This is a genomic window from Streptomyces sp. NRRL F-2580, from assembly GCF_000720115.1.
Taxonomy (GTDB): Bacteria; Actinomycetota; Actinomycetes; order Streptomycetales; family Streptomycetaceae; genus Streptomyces.
In genome coordinates this window covers 162,918-180,710 of sequence record NZ_JOIR01000017.1, presented here as the reverse complement: position 1 = coordinate 180,710, position 17,793 = coordinate 162,918, and the positions used below count along the sequence as shown (strand labels likewise).

Sequence of the window (17,793 nt, the reverse complement as noted above, 5' to 3'; positions counted from 1 at the left end):
CGCCTGCCGCATCATGCGGCTCGGCCGTAACTTACGGCAACTTTATTCGCCGGGGATTCCTGCCGGCCCGTGGGGGTGCGGACGCTCGGGCCGGGGTCGGCGGGCTACTGGGGGAGGGTCGCCGGCGACCCCCCGTTCGCCTCGTACCCCGCCACCGCCAGCGCCCGGTACACCGCGTACGCCGCCGCCGGGTCCTCCGACTCCGACCACGGCAGCGCGCCCACGTACCCGTCCACGTGCCGCACCTGCTCCATCGCCTCCGCCCAGCGCTCCATGCGGACCAGGAACATCAGCAGCAGGTGCCGCACGTGCGCCTGCATCGGGTCGTCCTGACGGGCCGTGTTCACCGCGTACAGCGCGCCCTCCACCGCCCGCCTCACGACCGCGCTCTCGTAGTAGGCGGTCATGACGAGGTCGGGCGTGTTCTCGTACACCGAGAACAACGGCAGCGCCGCCAGCAGCGAGCCCTGCGGCGCGCGCGCCGCCGCCGCCTGTGCGAACGCGTCCGCCTGCTCCCGCGAGCCGTGCCACTTCGCGCACCAGTAGTGCAGCGCCGCGACGTGCGCCCCCATGTGCTCCGGCGCCCGGTCGATGACCTTCGCCCACAGGGCGTCGAACTCCGCCTCCGAGTACGCCAGACCCCGCGCGATCGCCAGCTCCGTGATGTACGGGACCGGATCCTCCGGAGTCGCCAGGGCGGCCCTGCGGCACGCCTCCCGGGCCTCCTCCAGGATGATCCGGTGATCGGTGGACCCGACCCCGCCCGAGTGCCGCCACGCCTGCTGCACCAGCAGCTCCGCGTGCACCTGCGCGCCGCCCGCGTCCTGCTCCGCCTCCAGCCGCCACGCCTTCAGCCACTGCGCGCCCACACCCGGCTGCGCCACCAGCTCCAGCGCCGCCGCCCCGCCGAAGGCCTGCACGCGCTGCCAGCGCCGCTCGCCCTCCCGCGGGGTCCCGGCGAGCAGTTGCGAGGCCGCCTGCCACCGGCCGGTGCGCCGTACGTTGTCGAGGGCGTCCATCAGGTCCTGGTCGGGCCCGGGAACGCGGATGTCGAGCTCCTCCTGCCGGTCGAATCCGTAGTTCGCCGGGTCCGCCGCATCAGGGCTGCCCGGGGCGACCAGACGGATGCCGCCGCGCCTGCGCCGGATGTACGGACCCACGATGAACACGATCATGAGCATCGCGAACAGCAACCACAGAATCTCCATGCCTCCAGCGAAGCAGACCGAGGGGGCCGCAGGCCAATAGGGGACCCGAACCCGGGCTGGGCATAGCATCTGACCATGAGCGACGACAGCCACGAGCACCAGAGCTTCGAGACCCGCGCGATCCACGCGGGCAACACGGCGGACCCGCAGACCGGCGCGGTCGTACCCCCGATCTACCAGGTCTCCACGTACAAGCAGGACGGCGTGGGCGGCCTGCGCGGCGGCTACGAGTACAGCCGCAGCGCCAACCCGACCCGCACCGCGCTGGAGGAGAACCTCGCGGCGCTGGAGGGCGGCCGGCGCGGGCTCGCCTTCGCGTCCGGACTGGCCGCGGAGGACTGCCTGCTGCGTACGCTGCTCTCCCCGGGCGACCACGTGGTCATCCCCAACGACGCGTACGGCGGCACCTTCCGCCTCTTCGCGAAGGTCGTCTCCCGCTGGGGCGTGGAGTGGTCGGTGGCCGACACCTCCGACCCCGAGTCCGTACGGGCGGCCCTCACGCCGAAGACGAAGGTCATCTGGGTCGAGACCCCCTCCAACCCGCTGCTCGGCATCACCGACATCGCCGTGGTCGCTGACATCGCGCGGACGGCCGGCGCCAAGCTGGTCGTGGACAACACCTTCGCCTCGCCCTACCTGCAGCAGCCGCTCGCGCTGGGCGCGGACGTGGTCGTGCACTCGCTGACCAAGTACATGGGCGGGCACTCCGACGTGGTCGGCGGCGCGCTGGTCACCGCGGACGCGGCGCTCGGCGAGGAACTGGCCTACCACCAGAACGCGATGGGCGCGGTGGCCGGCCCGTTCGACTCCTGGGTCGTGCTGCGGGGCATCAAGACCCTGGCCGTGCGCATGGACCGGCACGCGGAGAACGCGGGCAAGATCGTCGAGGTGCTCAAGCGGCACCCGAAGGTCACCAAGGTCCTCTACCCGGGCCTGCCCGAGCACCCGGGTCACGAGGTCGCCGCCAAGCAGATGCGCAACTTCGGCGGCATGGTCTCCTTCCAGGTCGCCGGCGGCGAGGAAGAGGCCGTCGCGGTCTGCGGCCGCACCAAGATCTTCACCCTGGCCGAGTCCCTGGGCGGAGTCGAGTCCCTCATCGAGCACCCGGGCCGCATGACGCACGCGTCGGTGGCCGGCTCGGCGCTGGAGGTTCCGGCGGACCTGATCCGCGTCTCGGTGGGCATCGAGAACGCGGACGACCTCATCGCGGACCTCACCCAGGCCCTGGGCTGACCCGCCGCCCCCACCGGGCTCCGCCCTGGCCAAACCCAGCCCCTCCGGCGTTTGAGGAGCGGGGTCCGGGGCGGAGCCCCTGGGGGCACCTCCCGGCGGTGGCTGGGGGAGGAACCCGGCTCCGCCGGGCACCGGGCTCCGCCCGGACCCTCCCCCAGACTCCGCCCGGGGGGACCCCCACTCAAACGCCGGCGGGGTTGAATTGGCCCGGGTCGGGCCCGGGAAGGCCGGGGCGGCGTCAGGGCCGGGTTCGGCATGCGAAGCCGGGGCCGGCCTGGCAAGGCTGCATCGGCCCGGCAGGGCTGGGGCAGCGGCGGGCGGGGACGGCGGCGGAGGCGGGTGGGGCTACCAGCCTTCCAGGGGTGGGGAGATGCCGCTCGGCGGGGCGACCCAGGGCCGGGTCAGGGAGGCCCAGACGGTGAAGGCCGCCGCGGCAGCGAAGAGCACGGCCCAGCCCAACCGCCGCCATGCCCGCCGCCGACGCAGCAGCCGGTCTCCCCGAGCCGCCGCCCCCGCCGCGAGGCCCGTCGGCACCGTCGGGTACGGCCCCTCCAGCAGCTGCCTGACCTGGGCTTCCTTCCGGTCCGGGAGCCCGCTCACACCGCCTCCCGGGACCTCAGCACGGCCACGGCCCGATTGCACAGCACCCGTACGCGCTCGACCGTCAGCCCCAGCTGCGCCGCCGCGACCTCCTCCGCGACCCCTTCGTAGAGCCGCAGGACGAGGACGAGCCGCTCCGGCGGGCTCAGCCGCGCCAGCACGCCCGTGCCCCCCTGGTGGCGCCAGCCGGTCCGGGCGAAGGCCGAGCACAGCTCCTGGCGGGTGAAGTCGTACGGGTCGTCACCGCGCAGCCGCAGCCAGTTCGCGTACGTACGGGCCAGCGCGGCCGCCAGCAGCCGGCGGGCGGCCTCCGGTTCACCGGTCAGCAGCACCCCGACATGCAGGAGCCGCCCCGCCGCGCCCGCGACGAAGGACTCGAACTCCGCGTAGGAGCCAGCCTGTTGATCAGCCACCCGCATAGTCCACATAGTGCGGGCAGCGGGACCGTCCAGGTCAAGAGGACGGACGGACTCCGCTCAGGAGGCCGGGCCGGCTTCGGCCACGGCCGCCATCAGTTCCGACAGCGACAGGTTGAAGCGCGTCAGCAGTCCGGTGAAGGATTCCCGCTCGTCCTCGCTCCAGCCCTCCGTCACCCGGGCCATCAGCTCGCGCCGCGAGGAGCGGACCTCCTCCAGCCGCGCCAGCCCCCGCGGGGACAGCGCGAGCACCACGGCCCGCCCGTCCTCGGGGTGCGAGGTCCGCTTGACCAGGCCGCTGTCGACCAGCGGCGCGACCTGCCGGGTCACCGTGGAGGAGTCGATGCCCATGCCGCCGGCGAGCGCCTTGACGCCCATCGGGCCCTCCAGGTCGAGCCGGTTCAACAGCAGGTAGGCGGCGCGGTCCATCGAGTTGCGGGCCTGGCCCACACCGCCCAGGCGGGTCTGCTCGGCGCGGCGGGCGAAGACCGCCACCTGGTGCTGGAGCGAGTCGAGGAGACCGCCTCCGGCGGGCGCGTCGGCCGCCGCGGGCAGGTCGGAATTGGCCGGGGTGGAAGGCATGGCCGTGGGCTCTCTTCGCGTGGGTCCGACAAGGATGGGGGACAGAGTACGCGGCCGTGCGGCGGCCCGTACGCCTCGTACGAGAACTGATACGGCCCGCCCGCGCGACCGTCCCGCCCACGTCCCAGATGGCGAGATTTCGCCCCTCCCGGGGCGCTCCCGGCAGCCTCTCCCCGGCACTTCTCGGAACCCGTCCCGGGGCGGCGTTTCCCGCACCCCGTCCCGGGCGCCGGCCCCTTTCCCGCGCCCCTTCCGGAGCCTGCCCTCCGCCCCTTCCGGAGCCTGCCCCTCCGCCCCGAGCCGCCCCGACCGCGGGCTGCGAGACTGGCGGCATGAACTACCGCGTGCCCCAGCCCGTCCCGCAGGTCATCCTCGACGACGTCCGGGGGGCTCAGAAGATGCTCTCCGGCGTCTCCCGGGTCACCGCGATGGAAGGCAGCCGGCACCTGTCCTCACTCACCGGGTCCCCGGTCCACCTCAAGTGCGAGAACCTCCAGCGCACCGGCTCCTTCAAACTGCGCGGCGCCTACGTCCGCATCGCCGGCCTGCGCCCCGAACAGCGGGCCGCCGGCGTCGTCGCGGCCAGCGCCGGCAACCACGCACAGGGCGTGGCGCTCGCCTCCTCCCTCCTCGGGGTCCGCTCCACCGTGTTCATGCCGGTCGGGGCGCCGCTGCCGAAGGTGGCCGCGACCCAGGAGTACGGCGCCGAGGTGCGCATGCACGGCCAGGTCGTCGACGAGACCCTCGCGGCCGCCCAGGACTACGCGGACCGCACCGGCGCGGTGTTCATCCACCCCTTCGACCACCGCGACATCATCGCGGGCCAGGGCACGGTGGGCCTGGAGATCCTGGAGCAGTGCCCCGAGGTGCGGACCATCCTCGTCGGGATCGGCGGCGGCGGTCTCGCGGCCGGGGTGGCCGTCGCCGTGAAGGCGCTGCGGCCCGACGTGCGGGTCATCGGAGTGCAGGCCGCGGGCGCGGCCGCGTACCCGCCCTCGCTGAAGATGGGGCACCCCGTCTCGATCGACGAACCCGTCACGATGGCGGACGGCATCAAGGTCGGCAGGCCCGGCGACATCCCCTTCAAAATCATTGGCGAGCTCCTCGACGACGTGCGTACGGTCTCCGAGGACGCCCTCTCCAGCGCTCTGCTGCTGTGCCTGGAACGGGCGAAGCTGGTGGTCGAACCGGCCGGCTGCAGCACGGTCGCGGCCCTGCTGAGCGAGCCCGAACTGTACGGCGGCGGACCGGTGGTGGCCGTCCTGTCCGGCGGCAACGTCGACCCGCTGCTGCTCCAGCGGATCCTGCGCCACGGCATGGCGGCGGCGGGCCGCTACCTGTCCCTGCGGCTGCGCGTGACCGACCGCCCCGGGGCCCTGGCCGGGCTCCTGGGGGTCTTGTCAGTGGTGGATGCGAACGTACTGGATGTGAGCCACGTACGGACCGACCCGCGGCTGGGGCTCACGGAGGTGGAGGTGGAGCTGCACCTGGAGACGAAGGGCCCGGAGCACTGCGCGGAGGTCGCGCGGAAGCTGCACGCCGCGGGATACAAGGTGATGAGCTAGACGGCGGACGCCGTCGGGGTGCCGGCACCACCCGTTCGGCCGGACGACAGCCACCCGGCGCCCCTAGGATTTGCGTAGAAATGCCCTGAAATTCTCGATTCTACTGGCCCGATTCACACTGGGAGAATCCATATGCCAGGCGCTATCTACGCCGAAGGTCTGGTCAAGACCTTCGGCGATGTACGGGCTCTGGACGGCGTGGACCTCGATGTCCCCGAAGGCACCGTCCTGGGTCTGCTCGGCCCCAACGGCGCCGGGAAGACCACGACCGTACGCGTCCTGACCACCCTGCTCCGGCCCGACAGCGGCAAGGCCGTCGTCGCCGGCATAGACGTGCTCAAGCACCCCAACGAGGTCCGCCGGGCCATCGGCCTCTCCGGCCAGTTCGCCGCCGTCGACGAATACCTGACCGGCCGCGAAAACCTCCAAATGGTCGGCCAGCTCTACCAGATGAGGTCCAAGGCCGCCAAGGCGCGGGCCGACGAACTGCTCGAACGCTTCAACCTCGCCGACGCCGCCGACCGCACCGCCAAGACCTACTCCGGCGGCATGCGCAGGCGACTCGACCTCGCGGCCGCCCTCGTCGTCAGCCCGCCCGTCATGTTCATGGACGAGCCCACCACCGGCCTCGACCCCCGCAACCGCCAGCAGCTGTGGGGGATCATCCAGGAACTGGTCGCGGGCGGCACCACCCTGCTGCTCACCACCCAGTACCTGGAGGAGGCCGACCACCTCGCCCACGACATCTGCGTGGTCGACCACGGCAAGGTCATCGCCCGCGGCACCTCCGACCAGCTCAAGGCCCGTACGGGCGGCGAGCGCGTGGAGGTCGTCGTCCACGAGCGGGACCACATGGCCACCGCGCGCGAGGTGCTCGCCGGCTTCGGCAAGGGCGAGACCAGCGTCGAGGAGCACACCCGCAAGCTGACCGTGCCGGTGTCGGGCGGCGCCAAGCTGCTCGCCGAGGTCATCCGGGAACTGGACGGCCGCGGCATCGAGATCGACGACATAGGTCTGCGCCGCCCCACCCTGGACGACGTGTTCATCTCCCTCACCGGCCACGCGGCCGAGCGGATCACCGAGGAGAACGGCGACGGTGCGGCCGCCGCCGACACCACGGGCCGCAAGGCGGCACGCAAGGAGGCGGCGAAGTGACCCTCACCTCCCCGACCACTGACCTGACCGCGCCCCGGCCGCGCGGCGGCATCGTCCAGGGCGTCAACGACTCCCTGGTGATCGCCAAGCGGAACCTCATCCGCATGTCCCGGATTCCCGAGATGATCATCTTTGGCGTGATCCAGCCGGTGATGTTCGTCGTGCTCTTCAGCTACGTCTTCGGCGGCTCGATCATGGTCGGCGACACCACCTCGCCCGCCGCCTACCGCGAGTTCCTGATGGCGGGCATCTTCGCGCAGACCGTCACCTTCGCCACGGCCGGCGCGGGCGCGGGCATCGCCGACGACATGCACAAGGGCCTGATCGACCGCTTCCGCTCGCTGCCCATGGCCCGCGGCGCGGTCCTCACCGGCCGCACCCTCGCCGACCTCGTCCAGACGACGCTCACCCTGTTCGTCCTGGCGGTCGTGGCCCTGCTCGTCGGCTGGCGCACCCACACCAGCATGGGCGAGGTCCTCGCCGGCTTCGCGCTGCTGCTCCTGCTCGGCTACGCCTTCTCCTGGATCGGCGCCCTGATCGGCCTGTCGGTGCGCACCCCGGAGGCGGCCACCTCGGGCGGACTGATCTGGCTCTTCCCGCTGACGTTCATCTCGAACGCCTTCGTCCCGTCCGAGAACATGCCGCCGTTCCTGCGGACCATCGCGGAGTGGAACCCCTTCAGCGCGACCGTCCAGGCGGCCCGCGAGCTCTTCGGCAACCTCCCGGAGGGCTACCCGGTCCCGGACGCCTGGCCGATGCAGCACCCGATCCTGGCGTCCGTGCTCTGGTCGCTGCTGATCATCGTGGTCTTCCGCTCCCTCGCGGTCCGCAAGTACCGCTCGGCGACGGCGTAGGACGGCGCGCGTATCCGCACGCGTACGTACGTACGACGATGCCCGGCCGGGAGAACCGAACCCGGCCGGGCATCGTTGCGTGAAGCGGAAAAGGTGAAGCGGAAAATCAGAAGGTGACCGAGGGTGATCAGCCGGTGAAGGGCTTGACGTCCAGGATCTTGACCGAGGCCTTCTTGCCGTTCGGCAGCTCGTACTCGGCGTCCTCGCCGATCGCCTTGCCCAGCACGCCGCTGCCCAGCGGGGACTGGGGGGAGTACGTCTCGAAGTCCGAGGAGGCGTACTCGCGGGAGGCCAGCAGGAACTCCATGGTGTCGTCCTCGTCGCCGTCGAAGGCGATCTTCACGAGCGTGCCGGGGGCGACGACGCCGTCGGACGCGGGCGCGGTGCCGACCTTGGCGTTCTCCAGGAGCTGCGTGAGCTGGCGGACCCGGAGCTCCTGCTTGCCCTGCTCCTCCTTGGCCGCGTGGTAGCCACCGTTCTCGCGCAGGTCGCCCTCCTCGCGGGCGGCTGCGATCTTCGTGGCGATCTCCGTGCGGGCGGGACCAGAGAGGTAGTCCAGCTCCGCCTTCAGCTGGTCGTACGCCGCCTGGGTCAGCCAGGTGACGCTTTCGCTCGTCTGGGTCACGGGTGCTCCTCGTCGGTACAGGGGACTACAAGCCGCCAGCGGCGGACGAAACCACGAGCCTAACAATTCGGGAAGAAAAGAGGGAGGACCCCAGAGGCTCATTGCCCCGTCGGCCGCGTCGTCAAGCCTCAGCGGGCGGAACCCGCCGGCTGGCAGCCGACCAGCTCGATCATCGTGGCACGGCTCGTCGTCTTCAGGGACACGACCTCGTCCACGCGGCTCTCGGGCTGGGCGAAGGTGAAGTCGGCACGGCCCACCTCGCCGTGCTCCTTGTCCTGCGAGCTCAGGGAGCAGACCCCGGTGACCGAGGCCTCCTTGCGGACCTCCAGGTGCACCTTGACCTCGGTGTCCGAAATCACCTGAAACTTGATCACTTCGGCGCTCACGCTCTGTCCCGCGATGTAGTCCCAGCCGATCCAGCCGACCACACCCAGCAGCACGGCGCCCAGCGCCGCACCGATGATCTTGAGCTTCCGGTCCGCACGCTCGTCCGCCGACCGGCCGTACCGGCCCTCAGGCAGTCCCTCGCGCACCGCGCTCATGATCGTTTCCTCTCTGCGGGGGCGCCCCGTCCTGCCGCCGGCCGGTCGCCTGACAACTGGAGCATGCCATGGCCCTGCGGCCCGTGAGGAATCGGATCGGCATCGAACGGCCGGGGTTCGGACGGCGCCCCTACGGCAACGCGCAGGGATGCCCGGGTTCAGGAAGAAGGACCTGGCGCCGCCGGCGGCATGTCGCTGTCAGTGAGGTCCGGGCTGGTCTCAACCCGGCCGGCGCCGATCGCGTAAGACTCGACCGTCCGCGGGGCGAACGAGCGGCGTGAGTCAGGAATCCCCCCTCGTCGTCGATTGCTGAGAGGAGGAGTCAATATAGAAGCCGACCGTCGCGCCGAATCGCAGAGGATCCTGTCTTGACCGAGCAGCTTCGACTGATGGCCGTCCACGCCCACCCCGACGACGAGTCGAGCAAGGGCGCGGCCACCATGGCCAAGTACGTGTCCGAGGGGGTTCCGGTGCTGGTCGTCACCTGCACCGGTGGCGAGCGCGGCTCCGTGCTGAACCCCAAGCTCCAGGGCGACAAGTACATCGAGGAGAACATCCACGAGGTGCGCGCCAAGGAGATGGACGAGGCCCGCGAGATCCTCGGCATCGAGCAGGAATGGCTCGGCTACGTGGACTCCGGCCTTCCGGAGGGGGACCCGCTGCCGCCGCTGCCCGAGGGGTGCTTCGCGCTCGCGGACGTCGACGAGGCCGCCGGGGAGCTGGTGAAGAAGATCCGCGCCTTCAAGCCGCAGGTCGTCACCACCTACGACGAGAACGGCGGCTACCCGCACCCCGACCACATCATGACCCACAAGATCACGATGGTGGCCTTCGACGGCGCGGCCGACACCGAGAAGTACCCCGAGGGCGAGTTCGGCCCCGCGTACCAGCCGCAGAAGCTCTACTACAACCAGGGCTTCAACAAGCCGCGCACCATCGCCCTGCACGAGGCACTGCTCGCGCGCGGCATGGAGTCCCCCTACGGCGAGTGGCTGGAGCGGTGGAAGGAGTTCGAGCGCAAGGAGCGGACCCTGACCACCCACGTGCCGTGCGCCGACTTCTTCGAGATCCGTGACAAGGCGCTCATCGCGCACGCCACGCAGATCGACCCGGACGGCGGCTGGTTCCGCGTCCCGATGGACGTCCAGAAGGAGGTCTGGCCCACGGAGGAGTACGAGCTCGCGAAGTCGCTCGTCGACACTTCGCTCCCCGAGTCCGACCTCTTCGCGGGCATCCGGGAGAATGCGTAGCTATGAGCGCTACGCAGGCAGCACTGACCCAGCTCCTCCCGCTGGCGGGTGACACCTTCGACAAGAACAAGGTGACGCCCGGCATCCTGGGGTTCATCGTGTTCGCGGCCCTCGCCCTGGGGGTGTGGGCCCTGATGAAGTCGATGAACCGGCACATGCGCCGGGTGAACTTCCAGGAGGCCCCCGAACCGGCCAGGGCGTCGAACGCAAGGTGCCTCGGCCCTCCGACCCCCCGACACGTTCGGCGCCCGAGGAGACGCCCCGGCGCGCGCCCGGCCCCGGCACAACCGGCACCCCGCCGACCCCGCCCGAGCGGCGCAGCCAACCGGCCCCGGCACAACCGGCCCCCCGCCGACCCCGCCCGAGCGGCGCAGCCAACCGGCCCCACCCCAGCCGACCCGCCGACCCGCCGGAGGCAACCGGCGTTCACGCCGCCCGCGGGACGCCCATGATCTCGCGCGAGTGGAGGTTCGGGACCAGACCGAGCCGCCAGGCCTGCCAGCCCTCCGACGGGTCCACGCCACGGCCCAGGACCACCCCGTACGTCTCCAGGCAGTCCTCCAGCCGGCCGTCCCGCGCCGGATGCGCCGACTGCGCCAGCCGGGCCAGTTCCGCCCGCGCCTCCTCCGGGGCGCCCGGCACCGCGTACGGCAGCATCGTGCACCGCAGGAAGCGGGCCCAGTCCTCCCCGCGCCGGTCCCCGTACGAGATGAACAGCCGCACCGCCTCCTCGCACAGGCCGAGCGACTGCGACAGCCGCCCGTTGCCCGCGTCGATCACCGCCAGCTCCAGGCACGTCCACGCCTCGCCGTGGGCCAGCCCGATCCGCCGGAAGTCCGCCCGCGCGTCCACCAGCAGCTGACGGGCGAAGCCGGAGTTGCGCAGGTTGCCCGTCTGCGCCGCCCGCTGGTCGCGCGTCACCCGGCCTGAGTGGTGGCGCGCGTGCGCCAGCCCGTACACGTCCCGCATCCGCGAGAACATGGTCCGCGCCCGCTCCAGCTCCCGTACCGCCTCGTCGCGCCCGCCGCCCTCCTCCAGCGCCTGCCCGAGGTAGTACTGCGTCCACGCCTCGCCGCGGGCGTCCTCCGCCTCCCGGTGCCGGGCCAGCGCCTCCCGCAGCCGTTCCACCGCCGGCCCCGGATCCCCGGCCACCACCCGCGCCCGCCCCAGCTGGGTCAGCGCCCAGGCCTCGCCACGGTCGTCGCGCGTCCGCCCGTACAGGTCGAGGGCGAGCCGCAGCTCCTCCTCCGCCCGCCCCACGTCCCCGTACCGCAGGTGCACCTGCCCCAGCTGGAAGTGCGCCCACGCCTCACCGTGCACGCTCTCGCTCTCCCGGTGCAGGGCCAGCGAGACCTCCAGCAGCCGCGTCGCCTCCGCCAGGTGCGCCAGGTCCCGCTCCACCGCCGCCAGCGCGTGCAGGCCCCAGGCCCGGTCGCCCGCCAGCTCCGCCGGCTCCTGGAGCACGAGCGCCTCACGGATGCGGGCCGCGGCCTCGGGGAGATTGCCCTGGTGGTGCAGGGTGATGCCGAGCGAGACCAGGGCCATCGCCGCCCCCGCCTCCTGATGGGCCTCCATGTACTGGTCCACCACCGACGTCAGCGTCGTGCGCGCCTTGTCCAGCTCGCCCAGCTGCCGCGCCGCGATACCCGTACGCCACTGCACCGACCGCACCAGCCGCCCCTGCTGCCCCGCCTGCCCTTCCGGCCCCTTCCGACCCGCCTCCACGGCCTGCGTGAGCTCGTCGATCTCACCGAGCCGGTACAGGTCCCCGCGCAACAGGCAGAAGTCGCACAGCGCACCGAGCAGGTCGAGCACCGCCTGCTGGTCCACGTCCTCCGAATGCCGCAGCGCCGCCGTGATGAAGCTCGACTCGTCGTCCAGCCAGCGCAGCGCCGCATCCAGCGACACGAAGCCGTGGCCGCCGAACCGGTTCGCCCGCGTCGACATCTTCCCGTCGACCATCCGGATCACCGAGTCCGCGAGCTGCGCGTAGTTGCGGATCAGCCGCTCCTGCGCCGCCGCGGCCCCGGCCCGGTCCTCGTCCGCCGCCGACCGCCGCGCCGCGTACGCGCGCACCGCGTCGTGCATCCGGAACCGCTGGCCGCGCACCCGCTCGATCAGCCCGGCCTCCCACAGCTCCTCCAGCGTCCGCAGCGCCGCCTGCTCCGGTACGTCGGCCAGCGCGGCCGCCGCCGCACCGCCGAGGGAGGCCCGCCCGGCCAGGGGCAGGCGCCGCAGCAGCTGCCGCGCGGGCTCGGCGAGACGGGCGTCGGCGGCGCGCAGGGCGGCCTCCACCGGGTGCGCGGCGCCGACCGCCGCGGGGACCGCGCCGTCGCGGACCAGCGGGGCCAGCATGCGCAGGGCGAGCGGGAGCCCGCCGCCGAGCTCCACCAGGGCAGCGGCGGCGCGCGCCGCGGCCCCGGCATCGGCCGCACCGTCGGCCCCCGCCCCGGCCGTGCCGAGCGCCCGGGCCGCGCCTGCCGCGCCGCCCGCCCCCACCAGCTCCGCCGCCTCGTCCGCCGCCAGCCGCTCCACCGGCAGCTGGTACACCCACGCCGCCAGGTCCACCGGCAGCTCCAGCGGCTCCCGCGCCGTCACCAGCACCAGGCTCTCCGAGCGCTCCGGAACCAGCACCCGCACCTGCGCCGCGTCCACCGCGTCGTCCAGCAGCACCGTCACCGGCAGCCCCTGGAGGTGCTGGTGGTACAGCTCGCCCAGGCGCCGTACCTGCTGCTCCGCCGAGGCCCCCTCGCGGAACAGCAACTGCTCGCGCGGCGCCCCCAGCCGGTTCATCAGGTGCAGCAGCGCCTCCCGCGTCGACAGCGGCGCCTCCCCGGGGTCCCCGACGGTGGACCCGCCCCGCAGGTCCACCACGCACGCGCCCCGGAACTGGTCCCGCACGGCGTGCGCCGCCCGCAGCGCCAGCGCCGTACGGCCCACTCCCGGCTCGCCGTGCAGCACCACGACCACCGGGCGGGTCTCCGTACTGGCCCGCGCCGCCTGCACCCACTGCGCGATCCGCGTCAGCTCGGCGCGCCGGCCCACGAACGGGCCCGACGGGTCCGGGAGCTGCCCGAACGACTGCTCCAGCGCACTGCGCCGCCGGGCCTCCGCGCTGCGGTCCGTACCGCGCAGCGGAGCGGCCAGGGCCGCGGGCCGGGCCACCGGCCGCGCTGCCCGCGCCGCCGCGGCCACCGCGCGCTGCTGCTCCAGGAAGGGGCGTATCCCGCGTACCTCCAGCGCCGACAGCCACTGCAGTCTCAGCTGCTCCGGCCCGCCGGGGCGACCCAGTTCACCTGCCCGCCGGTTCGCGGCGGGCAGGTGCAGCGCCGTCACCTTCGCCACCGTCGCCACCGCCCCCGCGATGCCCACGACGGCGCCTGCCGTCAGGGCCGTGCCGGCCGCGACGCCGAACGACAGGTCCGCCCCGACGGCGGCGGCCGCGGCGACCGCCGTCACGAGCGCCGCCGTCGAGGTGTTGCCGCGCCGGAAGGCCTCACCGAGCGACTCGTCTCCGGCCGCCGCCTCGTCCAGGGCCCGTACGTACGCCTCGTACTCGGGGGCCGCACTCGCGGCGAGCGCGTCCAGGGCCTCCTTGCCCCGCGCCAGCAGCGCCGCTCTGTCCACCGCCGCACCCGCCGCCTGCCCAGCCGCCTCGTCCACGGCCCGCCCCAGCAACTGCTCGGCCTCACCTCGATGGCTGTCCCGCATGGGCATCCCCCTCAGAGAGCTCCGGTCGAGTCGATCCCCAAGTGTCGTGCGTGAGGGACACGAACGCGAGGGAATCTGAGCGAGATCAGAGCTAACTGGAGTGAAAGAGACCGCAATTGACGAATGCCGAGGAGACCCGGGGAGGGCTCGTGCACTCGTACGCTGACCCGATGACAAGACGCTGGGGAACCCTGGCGCTGTGCGCTGCCGCGCTGCTGCCGGTGACGACCGGATGCCTGTCGGCGCAGCCGAAGCCGGCGCCGGGACCGGTGGACGGCTTCGCGCTCCGCTACGAACAACCGGCCGCCGCGGACCGCGCCGCACACCGCTTCCTACGGGACCGGGCCGTCGCCGACCCCGTACTCGCGGACCTCAACGCCTACCTCACCCTCCCCTACGGCGTCGCCGTCGTCGCCCGCTCCTGCTCCGGCCAGGGCACCGGCTACGACCCCGCCGCCCACCGCATCGAGCTCTGCTACGACGACCTGGCCGAGGAACGCGCACTGTTCGAACAGGCGGGCTCCCCCGCATCGGACGACCAACTCGCCGACGTCGTACGCGAGACGCTCTACCACGAGGCCGGCCACGCGCTCGTGGACGCGCTGGACCTCCCGGACAACGGCGCCCGCACCGAGGAGGACGCCGCCGACGACTTCGCCCGGCTGATGCTGCTGCGCGCCCGCCCGGAGGGCGAGGAGACCCTCCTCACCGCCGCCCGCGCCTACGACCTCGCGGCCGCCGCCGACCCCGAGCCGGACCCCGAGGACGAACACGCCCCGAACACCACCCGCGCGGAATCCCACCGCTGCGCCGTCCACGCCGAGGCCCCCACCCGCCACCCGACCCTCGCCACCCCGGCCCGCACCCCCTGCGCCACCACCTGGCCCCACACCCGCGACGCCTGGCTGAAGGACCTGCGACCCCTGCTCAGGGCGTAACCCGACCGCACATTCGCGAGTTGTGGCGAACATCGCAACAACTCTCGACAGGGAACAGCGCCATGAACGACATACCGATCGCCTCGTACGCCAGGACATCGCAGGACACGCCTCAACGCGACGCACGCGGCGTGCGCCACCAGCACCGCATCAACGAACGCACGGCCCGCGAGCACGGCTGCGTCGTGGTCGCCACGTACACGGACAACGCGCGCAACGCGACCAGGGACGACCGGGAGCGGCCCGGCTTCGACCACCTCCTCGCCGACCTCCACCGGGGCCACGCCTTCGCCGCGGGGCCGCTGCGAGGCGTCGTGGCCGTCGCGGACGACCGCCTGTACCGCAGGCCGGAGGACTTCATCCGCTTTGCACACAGGCGGTCACCCAGATCATCACGTCTCCCAGGGTGTGCGGCTTCCGCGCAAACCGAGGGCAGCTGCTGATCGACCCTGACACGGAGAGTCCGCTGGTTGGTACCTGGCACACCATCGTCACGCCTGAGCAGTGGAGAGAGGTCTGTGCGACCTTTTCGGCCGGAAGCCTCTCCATGCACGGGGGGCCGCGGATGCGGGCGGTGTGCCATCAGCGGTCCCCTCGTGGAGGCCGCAGTCGAAAGACTGCTGTTTCCCGGCGAAGGGCAGGGCCTCGTCCGGCTGCCGGAACCGATGCGCTTGCGGTGGCAGAGGGGCGAAATGGGATGCGAAGAAAAGCGGAAGGTAATCGCTTCGGTCTTCGCTCATCTGACCATCAGGCCGGGAAAGAAGGGTCGCCAGGGCTGGGACTACTCCCGCGTGACCCCGGTGTGGAAGTGGGCCGATCGAATCAAGGCCGAACCGGTGGCCTGACGGCCCCGGTAGCGAGCCGCGCGCTGGGCGGTGCGGCAGGATGGGATCATGCCGAATCGCCTCGCGAACGAGACCTCGCCGTACCTGCTCCAGCACGCCGACAACCCCGTCGACTGGTGGCCGTGGTCGCCCGAGGCCTTTGCCGAGGCGCGGGAGCGGGGGGTGCCCGTCCTGCTCAGCGTCGGCTACAGCAGCTGCCACTGGTGCCATGTGATGGCGCACGAGTCCTTCGACGACGAACTGGCCGCCGCCTACATGAACGAGCACTTCGTCAACATCAAGGTGGACCGCGAGGAGCGGCCCGATGTCGACGCCGTCTACATGGAGGCCGTGCAGGCCGCCACCGGGCAGGGTGGGTGGCCCATGACCGTCTTCCTCACCGCCGACGCCGAGCCGTTCTACTTCGGGACCTACTTCCCGCCCGAGCCCCGGCACGGGATGCCCTCCTTCATGCAGGTACTCGAAGGCGTGCGGACCGCGTGGGTGGGGCGGCGCGAGGAGGTTGCCGATGTCGCGCAGAAGATCGTACGAGACCTGGCCGGGCGGCAGTTGGACTACGGGCTGGCCGGCAGCCCCGGGCCCGAGGAGCTGGCGCAGGCGCTGCTCGGGCTGACGCGGGAGTACGACGCCGTGCGCGGCGGCTTCGGCGGGGCGCCGAAGTTCCCGCCGTCCATGGTGCTGGAGTTCCTGCTGCGCCATCACGCCCGTACCGGGTCCGAGGGCGCGCTGCAGATGGCCGCCGACACGTGCGAGGCCATGGCGCGGGGCGGGATCTACGACCAGCTCGGCGGCGGGTTCGCGCGGTACTCCGTGGACCGGGAGTGGGTCGTCCCGCACTTCGAGAAGATGCTGTACGACAACGCCCTGCTCTGCCGGGTCTACGCGCACTTGTGGCGGGCCACCGGGTCGGACCTCGCGCGCCGGGTCGCCCTGGAGACCGCCGACTTCATGGTCCGCGAACTGCGCACCGACCACGGCGGTTTCGCCTCCGCGCTCGACGCCGACAGCGAGGACCCGGTCAGCGGCGCGCACGTGGAGGGCGCGTACTACGCCTGGACGCCGGCGCAGTTGCGGGAGGTGCTGGGGGAGGACGACGCGGACCTGGCCGCCGCCTACTTCGGGGTGACGGAGGAGGGCACCTTCGAGCACGGGAAGTCCGTGCTGCAACTGCCCCAGGACGGACCCGTGGTGGAGGCGGGCAGGCTCGCCGGCATCAAGGAGCGGCTGCTGGCCGAGCGGGGCGGGCGGCCGGCGCCCGGCCGCGACGACAAGATCGTCGCCGCGTGGAACGGGCTGGCGATCGCGGCGCTCGCCGAGTGCGGGGCGTACTTCGAGCGGCCGGACCTGGTGGAGCGGGCGACCGAGGCCGCCGATCTGCTGGTGCGCGTGCACATGGACGGCAAGGCCCGGCTCGCCCGGACCAGCAAGGACGGTCAGGTCGGGTCGAACGCGGGGGTGCTGGAGGACTACGGCGACGTCGCAGAGGGCTTCCTCGCGCTGGCGTCCGTGACGGGCGAGGGCGTCTGGCTGGAGTTCGCCGGGTTCCTGGTCGACCTGGTCCTGGACCAGTTCACCGCCGAGGACGGATCCTTGTACGACACGGCGCACGACGCGGAGCGGCTCATCCGGCGGCCGCAGGATCCGACCGACACGGCCGCCCCGTCCGGCTGGACGGCCGCCGCCGGCGCGCTGCTCTCGTACGCCGCGCACACCGGGTCGCAGGCGCACCGGACGGCGGCCGAGCGGGCACTCGGGGTGGTGCACGCGCTCGGTCCGCGCGTGCCGCGTTTCATCGGGCACGGGCTGTCGGTCGCCGAGGCGCTGCTGGACGGGCCGCGCGAGGTGGCGGTCGTCGGCCGTCCGGAGGATCCCTCGCTGGCGGAGCTGCACCGGACGGCGTTGCTGGGGACGGCTCCTGGTGCGGTGGTGGCGGTGGGTCTGCCGCGTGCTGCGGACGGCAGCGGCGGTGAGTTCCCCCTTCTTGCCGAGCGCACACTCGTACGCGACCTTCCGACGGCGTATGTCTGTCGACATTTCGTCTGCGCGCGGCCTACGACGGAACCGGTCGAGCTGGGCGAGCAGTTGGGCACGGTTCGTCCCTGAACCGGTCGGAGTACCGTCAATTCCGGTTGCCGTACACCAGTTCAGAAACGTGTCATTTATCTGCGCTGCTCCTGACTGTCATGTTCACTGCCTAGTCTCGTGTCGTTGGTGAGTCGCTCCGTTCGGGAGTCACCGGGATGGCGCACTGGGGGGTGCGCGCAAGGGG

Annotated in this window: 16 protein-coding genes and 1 pseudogene; 10 read left to right on the top strand and 7 right to left on the bottom strand. The window is 72.4% G+C overall.

The window, feature by feature from the left end; all coding sequences use genetic code 11:
• Positions 1 to 104: 104 nt before the first annotated feature.
• Positions 105 to 1,208, bottom strand: coding sequence for a hypothetical protein (locus tag IF88_RS0120570; protein WP_030714210.1), 1,104 nt, complete (start codon positions 1,206 to 1,208; stop codon positions 105 to 107).
• 75 nt (positions 1,209 to 1,283) lie between these two features.
• Here IF88_RS0120570 and IF88_RS0120565 point away from each other — a divergent pair, with 75 nt between their 5' ends.
• On the top strand, positions 1,284 to 2,441 hold the full coding sequence (locus tag IF88_RS0120565) for a cystathionine gamma-synthase (RefSeq protein ID WP_030714208.1): 1,158 nt from the start codon (positions 1,284 to 1,286) through the stop codon (positions 2,439 to 2,441).
• A 345-nt stretch (positions 2,442 to 2,786) separates the two neighbouring features.
• On the opposite strand, the gene IF88_RS0120560 is transcribed toward IF88_RS0120565, so the two are convergent.
• The 3 genes from IF88_RS0120560 to IF88_RS0120550 are packed head-to-tail and all read right to left on the bottom strand — an operon-like array spanning position 2,787 to position 4,039.
• On the bottom strand, positions 2,787 to 3,041 hold the full coding sequence (locus tag IF88_RS0120560) for a hypothetical protein (protein ID WP_030714206.1): 255 nt from the start codon (positions 3,039 to 3,041) through the stop codon (positions 2,787 to 2,789).
• Positions 3,038 to 3,460 carry a sigma factor-like helix-turn-helix DNA-binding protein gene (locus IF88_RS0120555; protein WP_051837218.1) on the bottom strand — a complete coding sequence of 141 codons (423 nt, stop codon included), beginning with the start codon at positions 3,458 to 3,460 and terminating at the stop codon, positions 3,038 to 3,040. Before IF88_RS0120555 ends, IF88_RS0120560 begins: the two co-directional genes overlap by 4 nt.
• 57 nt (positions 3,461 to 3,517) lie before the next feature.
• Entirely contained in the window at positions 3,518 to 4,039 is a 522-nt protein-coding gene (locus IF88_RS0120550; protein ID WP_051837216.1) for a MarR family winged helix-turn-helix transcriptional regulator, read from the bottom strand.
• A gap of 332 nt (positions 4,040 to 4,371) precedes the next feature.
• Between IF88_RS0120550 and ilvA the strand changes: the two genes are divergently transcribed.
• The 3 genes from ilvA (at position 4,372) to IF88_RS0120535 (ending at position 7,613) form a co-directional block, all read left to right on the top strand.
• Positions 4,372 to 5,604, top strand: a complete 1,233-nt coding sequence (gene ilvA, locus IF88_RS0120545; RefSeq protein WP_030714197.1) for a threonine ammonia-lyase — start codon at positions 4,372 to 4,374, stop codon at positions 5,602 to 5,604.
• A gap of 132 nt (positions 5,605 to 5,736) precedes the next feature.
• Positions 5,737 to 6,759: a daunorubicin resistance protein DrrA family ABC transporter ATP-binding protein gene (locus IF88_RS0120540; RefSeq protein ID WP_030714193.1), complete on the top strand. Its 1,023-nt coding sequence runs from the start codon at positions 5,737 to 5,739 to the stop codon at positions 6,757 to 6,759.
• Positions 6,756 to 7,613: an ABC transporter permease gene (locus IF88_RS0120535; protein WP_030714189.1), complete on the top strand. Its 858-nt coding sequence runs from the start codon at positions 6,756 to 6,758 to the stop codon at positions 7,611 to 7,613. Before IF88_RS0120540 ends, IF88_RS0120535 begins: the two co-directional genes overlap by 4 nt.
• A gap of 127 nt (positions 7,614 to 7,740) precedes the next feature.
• Here IF88_RS0120535 and greA read toward each other — a convergent pair whose 3' ends face one another.
• Together greA and IF88_RS0120525 are read right to left on the bottom strand one after the other, a co-directional pair.
• Complete coding sequence (greA, locus tag IF88_RS0120530; protein ID WP_030009952.1) at positions 7,741 to 8,238, bottom strand: transcription elongation factor GreA; 498 nt, start codon at positions 8,236 to 8,238, stop codon at positions 7,741 to 7,743.
• 128 nt (positions 8,239 to 8,366) lie between these two features.
• Positions 8,367 to 8,780 (bottom strand): DUF4307 domain-containing protein, encoded by a 414-nt coding sequence (locus tag IF88_RS0120525; RefSeq protein WP_030714186.1) that lies wholly within the window; start codon positions 8,778 to 8,780, stop codon positions 8,367 to 8,369.
• Between the two features lie 368 nt (positions 8,781 to 9,148).
• On the opposite strand from IF88_RS0120525, the gene mca reads away from it, so the two are divergent.
• Together mca and IF88_RS47955 are read left to right on the top strand one after the other, a co-directional pair.
• Positions 9,149 to 10,030 (top strand): mycothiol conjugate amidase Mca, encoded by an 882-nt coding sequence (gene mca, locus IF88_RS0120520; RefSeq protein ID WP_037806444.1) that lies wholly within the window; start codon positions 9,149 to 9,151, stop codon positions 10,028 to 10,030.
• 2 nt (positions 10,031 to 10,032) lie between these two features.
• Positions 10,033 to 10,221: pseudogene (locus tag IF88_RS47955) on the top strand (hypothetical protein); the annotation flags it as partial.
• Between the two features lie 235 nt (positions 10,222 to 10,456).
• Here IF88_RS47955 and IF88_RS0120515 read toward each other — a convergent pair.
• Positions 10,457 to 13,741, bottom strand: coding sequence for a tetratricopeptide repeat protein (locus tag IF88_RS0120515; protein ID WP_030714180.1), 3,285 nt, complete (start codon positions 13,739 to 13,741; stop codon positions 10,457 to 10,459).
• A gap of 170 nt (positions 13,742 to 13,911) precedes the next feature.
• Between IF88_RS0120515 and IF88_RS42220 the strand changes: the two genes are divergently transcribed.
• The 4 genes from IF88_RS42220 (at position 13,912) to IF88_RS0120500 (ending at position 17,627) form a co-directional block, all read left to right on the top strand.
• Positions 13,912 to 14,679, top strand: coding sequence for a DUF4344 domain-containing metallopeptidase (locus tag IF88_RS42220; protein WP_158754474.1), 768 nt, complete (start codon positions 13,912 to 13,914; stop codon positions 14,677 to 14,679).
• A gap of 62 nt (positions 14,680 to 14,741) precedes the next feature.
• Positions 14,742 to 15,122 (top strand): recombinase family protein, encoded by a 381-nt coding sequence (locus IF88_RS0120505; protein ID WP_030714174.1) that lies wholly within the window; start codon positions 14,742 to 14,744, stop codon positions 15,120 to 15,122.
• A gap of 153 nt (positions 15,123 to 15,275) precedes the next feature.
• Positions 15,276 to 15,524 (top strand): hypothetical protein, encoded by a 249-nt coding sequence (locus IF88_RS46605; protein WP_158754472.1) that lies wholly within the window; start codon positions 15,276 to 15,278, stop codon positions 15,522 to 15,524.
• Between the two features lie 48 nt (positions 15,525 to 15,572).
• Positions 15,573 to 17,627 (top strand): thioredoxin domain-containing protein, encoded by a 2,055-nt coding sequence (locus IF88_RS0120500; protein ID WP_030714171.1) that lies wholly within the window; start codon positions 15,573 to 15,575, stop codon positions 17,625 to 17,627.
• Positions 17,628 to 17,793: the final 166 nt, after the last annotated feature.

Excerpts from the sequence above, each read along its gene's own strand:
- IF88_RS0120550 (WP_051837216.1), bottom strand. The coding sequence starts at position 4,039 with ATGCCTTCCACCCCGGCCAATTCCGACCTGCCCGCGGCGGCCGACGCG.
- IF88_RS0120515 (WP_030714180.1), bottom strand. The coding sequence starts at position 13,741 with ATGCGGGACAGCCATCGAGGTGAGGCCGAGCAGTTGCTGGGGCGGGCC.
- IF88_RS0120555 (WP_051837218.1), bottom strand. The coding sequence starts at position 3,460 with ATGCGGGTGGCTGATCAACAGGCTGGCTCCTACGCGGAGTTCGAGTCC.
- IF88_RS0120525 (WP_030714186.1), bottom strand. The coding sequence starts at position 8,780 with ATGAGCGCGGTGCGCGAGGGACTGCCTGAGGGCCGGTACGGCCGGTCG.
- IF88_RS42220 (WP_158754474.1), top strand. The coding sequence starts at position 13,912 with ATGACAAGACGCTGGGGAACCCTGGCGCTGTGCGCTGCCGCGCTGCTG.
- IF88_RS0120565 (WP_030714208.1), top strand. The coding sequence starts at position 1,284 with ATGAGCGACGACAGCCACGAGCACCAGAGCTTCGAGACCCGCGCGATC.
- IF88_RS0120540 (WP_030714193.1), top strand. The coding sequence starts at position 5,737 with ATGCCAGGCGCTATCTACGCCGAAGGTCTGGTCAAGACCTTCGGCGAT.
- IF88_RS0120570 (WP_030714210.1), bottom strand. The coding sequence starts at position 1,208 with ATGGAGATTCTGTGGTTGCTGTTCGCGATGCTCATGATCGTGTTCATC.
- ilvA (WP_030714197.1), top strand. The coding sequence starts at position 4,372 with ATGAACTACCGCGTGCCCCAGCCCGTCCCGCAGGTCATCCTCGACGAC.
- IF88_RS0120500 (WP_030714171.1), top strand. The coding sequence starts at position 15,573 with ATGCCGAATCGCCTCGCGAACGAGACCTCGCCGTACCTGCTCCAGCAC.
- IF88_RS0120505 (WP_030714174.1), top strand. The coding sequence starts at position 14,742 with ATGAACGACATACCGATCGCCTCGTACGCCAGGACATCGCAGGACACG.